We start from the raw sequence: 6,939 nt of genomic DNA on the forward strand, positions 1-6,939 counted from the left end.
CAACCAAGTACAATTTTTTAAATTAGCAAATAATCCTTACTTTTGCACTTTAAACTGAAAAGAATGAAAAATACGTATATATTAGCTATAGAATCTTCTTGCGATGACACTTCTGCTTCAGTGCTTTGTAATGATAAAGTGCTTTCTAATGAGGTGGCAAATCAAGAGGTGCATAAACAATACGGCGGGGTAGTGCCCGAATTGGCTTCACGCGCTCATTTGCAAAACATAGTGCCGGTAGTGGCTCAAGCGCTCAAAAAAGCAGGGATAACCAAAGAAGAGCTCTCGGCTATTGCCTTTACCAGAGGGCCAGGCTTAATGGGGTCGTTGCTCGTGGGGACTTCATTTGCTAAATCGATGGCAGTGGGACTGAATATTCCACTCATTGAAGTGAACCATATGCAGGCACATATTTTAGCACATTTTATAGAGGAAGGTCAGCCGAAACCAGAGTTCCCTTTTCTTGCAATGACTATCAGCGGAGGGCATACCCAAATAGTGAAGGTGAACAGCTTTTTTGATATGGAAGTGTTGGGCGAAACCCTTGACGATGCAGTAGGGGAGGCGTTCGACAAAACCGCTAAAATATTAGGACTTCCTTACCCTGGAGGCCCTCTCATCGATAAATACGCCCAAGAGGGTAACCCCAAAGCCTTTAGTTTTTCTAAACCTAAAATATCTGGTCTCAACTTCAGTTTTTCGGGACTTAAAACAGGCATTCTCTACTTCATACAGAAAAACACTGAAGAAAATCCTAATTTCATAACTGAACATTTAGCTGATATTTGTGCCTCAGTACAACACACGATTGTGGAAATACTGATGAGTAAACTCAAAAAAGCTGTAAAAGAAACAGGTATCAAGCAGGTGGCTATTGGGGGAGGGGTATCGGCTAATTCGGGTATTCGCAATGCGCTCACAGCTTTAGGACAGCAATACGGTTGGCAAACCTTTGTGCCTAAATTTCAGTATTGTACCGATAATGCAGCGATGATAGGCATCGTAGGGTATCACAAGTTTTTGGAAGGAGATTTTGTGGCACAAGAAGTAACTGCACAAGCGCGACTTTCTTTGAGCTAATAGGTAACAAAAAAGCTCATATCTTTATAGGAAATCTCCTATAAAAATATGAGCTAAAAAAAGTAACAAATAAAAATAATTTTCTTCGCTTTAATGGTCTTTTACAATTACAAGTTGTGCTTTCGAGCCTGTTGCTAAATCCCAACGGTTGCGTATAATGGTGTTGCCTTTGTCGTCCAGCACCATAAATTCGGCGGTATTAGGTCCCGATTCACCTTGGTTGAGTGCCAAAAACTCTACTTTGTTGAAACCTGGTTTCAATTCTACTTTAAAACCTCTGAACTCCCCAAGAAGAAAAATATCGCGAACTTCTTCTACTCCATTCACATATAAACTCACTCGATCGCCATCAATAGCTGCGAAGTCGCGACAATATACATTTACAAACTTTCCATTATTGGTGAAGTCGCCAAAGAATTGGTCGCCTTTTGGGGCTTCGTAATCTTCCCGTTTATGGTCGTTGAGTACCTCATAATTAGGTTTGAACTCTATTTTACGCTGTACCAAATTACTCTTTCCCGTAAAATCAATGCTCTTTTCAGGCATCTTCATCCAGGGATTATTCTCTTTTTTAGGAGCTACCCGCAGATTGATGGGACTACCCTTGTACTCTATCTCAGGTGATTTTTCTAACGGAATGACTACCTTTTCATCTTTTTTACGTGTTTCAAAAGGTTGAGCTTGAGCTACTAATCCCCCTAATAAAAGTAATATGTACAAGTATAAATGTTTCATATTGTTTGAGCATTTACTTTTTTATAGCGATAACTATGCCAAATTTGCTATTTTGCCAATTGTTTTATACTTTTGCGCTTCATTATAAAGTATTTTTTTATGAAAAACATTACATTATTTGTAGCGCTGTGTGCTTCTTTTGTAGCAACAGCACAAGACGACCTAATCAGATCGGTAGCAGGAAATCAATCGGCTAATGCTGGATTTCAGTTTACTACCGTTATTAACCTCGAACGCACCGACGTGAAAGACCAAGGTAGCAGTGGAACTTGCTGGAGCTATGCAGGAGCTTCGTTTATAGAAAGTGAGATGAAGCGTATGGGTAAAAAGCCTATTGATCTTGCCGAAATTTACACTGCTCGCAACTGCTATATCGAAAAAGCTAAACAATATGTGCGTATGCACGGCAATTTGGATTACGGACAAGGAGGTGAACTCCACGATGTAATCAATATGTACGCCAAATATGGTGCTGTACCTCAAAATGTTTATACAGGCTTGCACTATGGTACTACTCGCAATGATTTTGGTGAACTGCACGCTATCCTACAAGGCTTTTTAAAAGGAATGATAAGAAATGGTGAAAAGAAGAAAAAACTCACCCCTAACTGGCTACCTGCTTTCACAGCTACCATCGATGCCTATTTAGGTGCAGTGCCCGAAAGTTTTATGTACGAAGGTAAAAAGTACACTCCTCAGAGCTTTGCTAAAGAGCGCGTAGGTATCAATCCTGCCGACTATATAGAAATGGTATCGTATGCCGACCAGCCTCTCTACAAAAACGTATTTATGGCAGTACCCGATAACTGGAGCTTTGATTACGCTTACAATATTGCAATGACAGACCTCACTAAAATCATTGACAATGCGCTTAAAAAAGGTTATACGGTAGCGTGGGCAGCCGATGTGAGTGAGCGTTATTTCAGTTGGAAAAACGGAGTGGCTTTTGTACCTGAAAAAGAAGTGAGTGAGATGAGTAACGAGGAAGCCTTGTATCTTTTTTCTAATCCTCCTACTGCCGAAAGAACTATCACCCCCGAGATGCGTCAGCGTGATTTTGACAACTATCAAACCACCGATGACCACGCAATGCACATCGTAGGGCTTGCCAAAGACCAAAACGGACGTGAGTACTACATCGTGAAAAACTCTTGGGGCTTGCGCAACGACTATGAGGGCTACTTATATGTAACTAAAGCCTTTGTAGAGTTTAAAACTACTGCGATTATGCTTCATAAAGGAGGGGCGAAAGAGGTACTTTCAGGTAAGAGATAAGAAGTTAATACTAAAAATTGTTTATTATTTATTGCTAATTAATAAATTGTTTAGTATCTTTGCCAAATAGTTACCAAATCATTCTCATATGAACTTACACGAATACCAAGGAAAGGAAATCCTTTCGAGTTTTGGGGTACGCGTACAACGTGGTATCGTTGCTCACACCCCTACCGAAGCCGTAGAGGCAGCCAAACAACTCACCGAAGCCACTAATACTCAGTGGTACGTGGTAAAAGCACAAGTACACGCCGGAGGGCGCGGAAAAGGCGGTGGCATTAAGTTAGCTAAAGGTTTAGACCAAGTAGAGCCTATAGCTTCTCAAATTATAGGTATGCAACTCGTTACCCCTCAAACGCCACCCTCAGGGAAAAAAGTACATCAAGTGCTTATAGCCGAAGATGTATATTACCCTGGAGAAAGCGAACCCAAAGAGTTCTATATGTCGGTACTATTGAACCGTGCCAAAGGTAAAAATATGATTATGTATTCTATCGAAGGCGGAATGGATATTGAGGCAGTAGCTGAAAAAACACCTCACCTTATCTTCACCGAAGAAATCGACCCTACCGTAGGGCTCTTACCTTTCCAAGCTCGCCAGATTGCTTTCAACTTAGGCGTTACGGGTGAGGCTCAAAAAGAAATGGTGAAGTTCGTAACAGCACTCTACAATGCTTATGTGTCTTCTGATGCTAGCTTGTTTGAAATTAACCCTGTTCTAAAAACTTCTGATAATAAAATAATGGCAGTAGATGCCAAAGTAACTCTTGATGACAATGCACTTTTCCGTCACCCTGAGTATGCGGCTTATCGCGATACACGAGAGGAAAACCCAGTAGAAGTAGAAGCTAAAGCCGTTGGGCTCAACTATGTTGCTCTCGATGGTAACGTGGGATGTATGGTAAATGGTGCAGGCTTGGCAATGGCTACGATGGACTTGATTAAGCAAGCGGGGGGTTCACCTGCTAACTTCCTTGATGTAGGAGGTACCGCCGATGCCAAACGCGTAGAAGCTGCTTTCCGTATTATCCTCAAAGACCCTAATGTGAAGGCTATCCTTATCAATATCTTTGGTGGGATTGTGCGTTGCGACCGCGTAGCACAAGGGGTAGTAGATGCCTACCAAAATATGGGCGATGCTATCAAAGTGCCTATCATAGTGCGCTTGCAGGGTACGAATGCTGAGCTTGCTAAAGAAATATTAGACAATTCAGGTTTAGCCGTTCACTCAGCAATCCTCTTCCAAGAAGCTGCCGATAAAGTAAAAGAAGTATTACAATAAACAACAGATAATCTTTTTAGCTTTTCTGTTTTGAAGTTTATTCTTAGGAAAATATTCTAAATTCATATCGGTACACAAGTTTTATTATTAAAAATTTGTGTACCGATATTATTTTTCATATCTTTGCGCCCAATTAAAATTTCAATAAAAATATATGAAATCAAACGTATTAGGTTATCCTCGTATCGGTGAAAAACGAGAACTTAAAAAAGCCAATGAGTCTTTCTGGGCTGGTAAAATATCAGAAGAAGAACTCCTAGCTGTGGCTGAAAATATTCGTGTACATAACTGGACACTACAAAAAGAAGCAGGAGTAGATTTGATTCCTTCTAACGACTTCTCTCTTTATGACCAAATGCTTGACTTTTCGTTTACAGTAAGCGCTATTCCTGAGCGTTTTACACCAATTAAACATTTGCGTGATTTAGAACGTTATTACGCTTTGGCACGTGGCTATCAAAAAGATGGTATCGATATTACTGCAATGGAAATGACCAAATGGTTTGATACCAACTATCACTATATCGTACCCGAGTTTACCAAAGACCAATCTTTCAAAATTCTTGTAAACAAACCTTTGCAAGAGTTCAACTTGGCTAAAAAACACGGTTTCGACACTAAACCTGTACTTATCGGCTTGGTAACTTACTTGCTTCTCGGTAAAGAAAAAGAACAAGGTTTCCACCGCTTAGACTTGGCTGAACGTCTATTGCCTGTGTATATACAAATCGTACGAAGTTTAGTAGATGCAGGTGCTAAAACTATTCAAATAGATGAGCCTTACTTAGCTCTCGACCTTCCTGAAGGCGCTGCCGATGTATACAAAAAAGTATATACCGAGCTAAGAAGCAAATTTCCTACTACCGAATTTATCCTCACTACCTACTTCGGAGCATTGGATAACAATACCGAATTGGCTGTGTCATTGCCTTTCAATGTATTGCACATCGATTTAGTGCGCGCCGCAGCTCAGCTTGACAAAGTGCTCAAAGCACTTCCTGCCGATAAAAAACTATCGCTTGGAGTAGTAGACGGACGTAATATTTGGAAAAACAACTTCGAACACTCATTAGCATTGATTGAGAAAGCTAAAGAAGCTATCGGTGCTGACCGCCTATTGATAGCAACTTCTTGCTCATTATTGCACTCTCCTTGCAACCTCGAACTCGAAAACAACGAGAAAGTGCTTACCCCTGAAATCAAACAATGGTTGGCTTTTGCTAAACAAAAAGTAAAAGAAGTAACTACTTTGCAAGCTCTTGCTACAGGTCACATAACACTTGAGGTAAAAGCCGTTTTTGAAGAAAACAAAAAAGCAGCTGAAACACGTAAAACTTCACCGCTTATCCACGACAACAAAGTGAAAGAGCGCGTGAACAACATCACAGCCAAAGACGATGTGCGCCACAGTCCGTTCAACGAGCGTAAAGTAGCACAACACAAAGCGTTAAACTTACCTCTTTTCCCTACAACTACTATTGGGTCATTCCCTCAAACTGATGAGGTACGCAGCTGGCGTGCTCGCTTCAAAAAAGGAGAACTCACTCAAGCCGAATACGATAAGTTATTGGAAAAAGAAATTGAAGAGTCTATCCGTTTTCAAGAAGATACCAATATCGATGTACTCGTACACGGAGAGTTTGAGCGCAATGATATGGTGGAATACTTTGGTGAATTGCTCAAAGGTTACACCTTCACCAAATTCGGTTGGGTACAAAGCTACGGTTCACGTTGCGTAAAACCACCGATTATCTTTGGTGATATTTCACGTCCAGAACCAATGACTGTACGCTGGAGCAAATACGCACAATCGCTTACTAAATTACCAGTGAAAGGTATGCTTACAGGACCTGTAACTATCTTGCAATGGTCGTTTGTACGCGATGACCAACCGCGTTCTGAAACTTGTTTGCAGATAGCTTTAGCAATCCGCGATGAAGTAGTAGACCTTGAAAAAGCAGGTATCAAAGTTATTCAGATTGACGAACCTGCTATCCGCGAAGGTTTGCCTTTGCGCAAGAGCGAGTGGAAAGCCTACTTCGATTGGGCAATCAAAGCGTTCCGCATTTCAGCCTCAGGTGTGAAAGACGAAACTCAAATCCATACCCATATGTGCTATTCCGAGTTCAACGATATGATTGAAGCTATCGCCGATATGGACGCTGATGTGATTACCATAGAGTGTTCACGTTCACAAATGGAACTCCTCGATGTATTTGGCGACTTCAAATATCCTAACGAAATAGGACCTGGGGTATACGATATTCACTCACCACGCGTACCTTCACAAGAAGAAATGACCAACTTGATGAAGAAAGCCATTTCGGTAGTGCCCAAAGAGCAATTGTGGGTAAACCCCGACTGCGGACTCAAAACACGCCACTGGCCAGAAACCAAAGCAGCTCTCCACGCAATGGTTGATACCGCCAAAGAACTTCGCAATCTTTACAAATAAGAAATAAGAAGTAATAAATAAAAAAAGCAATGTGCAAGAAAAAGCACATTGCTTTTTTTGTTGCTTCACATACTTTGCCAAAGTTTGAAACTAAGGTTGTAAGGAACATTTT

5 protein-coding genes are annotated in these 6,939 nt (G+C 41.0%); 4 read left to right on the top strand and 1 reads right to left on the bottom strand.

Annotation, left to right across the window (positions count from 1 at the left end; all coding sequences use genetic code 11):
* Positions 1–63 precede the first annotated feature (63 nt).
* Positions 64–1,080: a tRNA (adenosine(37)-N6)-threonylcarbamoyltransferase complex transferase subunit TsaD gene (gene tsaD / locus HMPREF9072_RS11745; protein ID WP_009411917.1), complete on the top strand. Its 1,017-nt coding sequence runs from the start codon at positions 64–66 to the stop codon at positions 1,078–1,080.
* Positions 1,081–1,170: 90 nt separating this feature from the next.
* Here tsaD and HMPREF9072_RS11750 read toward each other — a convergent pair whose 3' ends face one another.
* The gene (locus HMPREF9072_RS11750; protein WP_009411918.1) at positions 1,171–1,815 is read right to left on the bottom strand and encodes a hypothetical protein; all 645 of its coding nucleotides are present in this window, start codon (positions 1,813–1,815) and stop codon (positions 1,171–1,173) included.
* A gap of 99 nt (positions 1,816–1,914) precedes the next feature.
* Here HMPREF9072_RS11750 and HMPREF9072_RS11755 point away from each other — a divergent pair, with 99 nt between their 5' ends.
* From HMPREF9072_RS11755 to metE, 3 genes are all read left to right on the top strand, one after another.
* The gene (locus HMPREF9072_RS11755) at positions 1,915–3,090 is read left to right on the top strand and encodes an aminopeptidase C (protein ID WP_009411919.1); all 1,176 of its coding nucleotides are present in this window, start codon (positions 1,915–1,917) and stop codon (positions 3,088–3,090) included.
* Positions 3,091–3,178: 88 nt separating this feature from the next.
* Positions 3,179–4,372, top strand: coding sequence for an ADP-forming succinate--CoA ligase subunit beta (sucC, locus tag HMPREF9072_RS11760; protein WP_009411920.1), 1,194 nt, complete (start codon positions 3,179–3,181; stop codon positions 4,370–4,372).
* A gap of 154 nt (positions 4,373–4,526) precedes the next feature.
* Entirely contained in the window at positions 4,527–6,827 is a 2,301-nt protein-coding gene (gene metE / locus HMPREF9072_RS11765) for a 5-methyltetrahydropteroyltriglutamate--homocysteine S-methyltransferase (RefSeq protein ID WP_009411921.1), read from the top strand.
* The last annotated feature ends 112 nt before the right edge of the window (positions 6,828–6,939 follow it).

Source organism: Capnocytophaga sp. oral taxon 324 str. F0483 (genome assembly GCF_000318315.2).
GTDB classification, from domain to species: Bacteria; Bacteroidota; Bacteroidia; order Flavobacteriales; family Flavobacteriaceae; genus Capnocytophaga; species Capnocytophaga ochracea.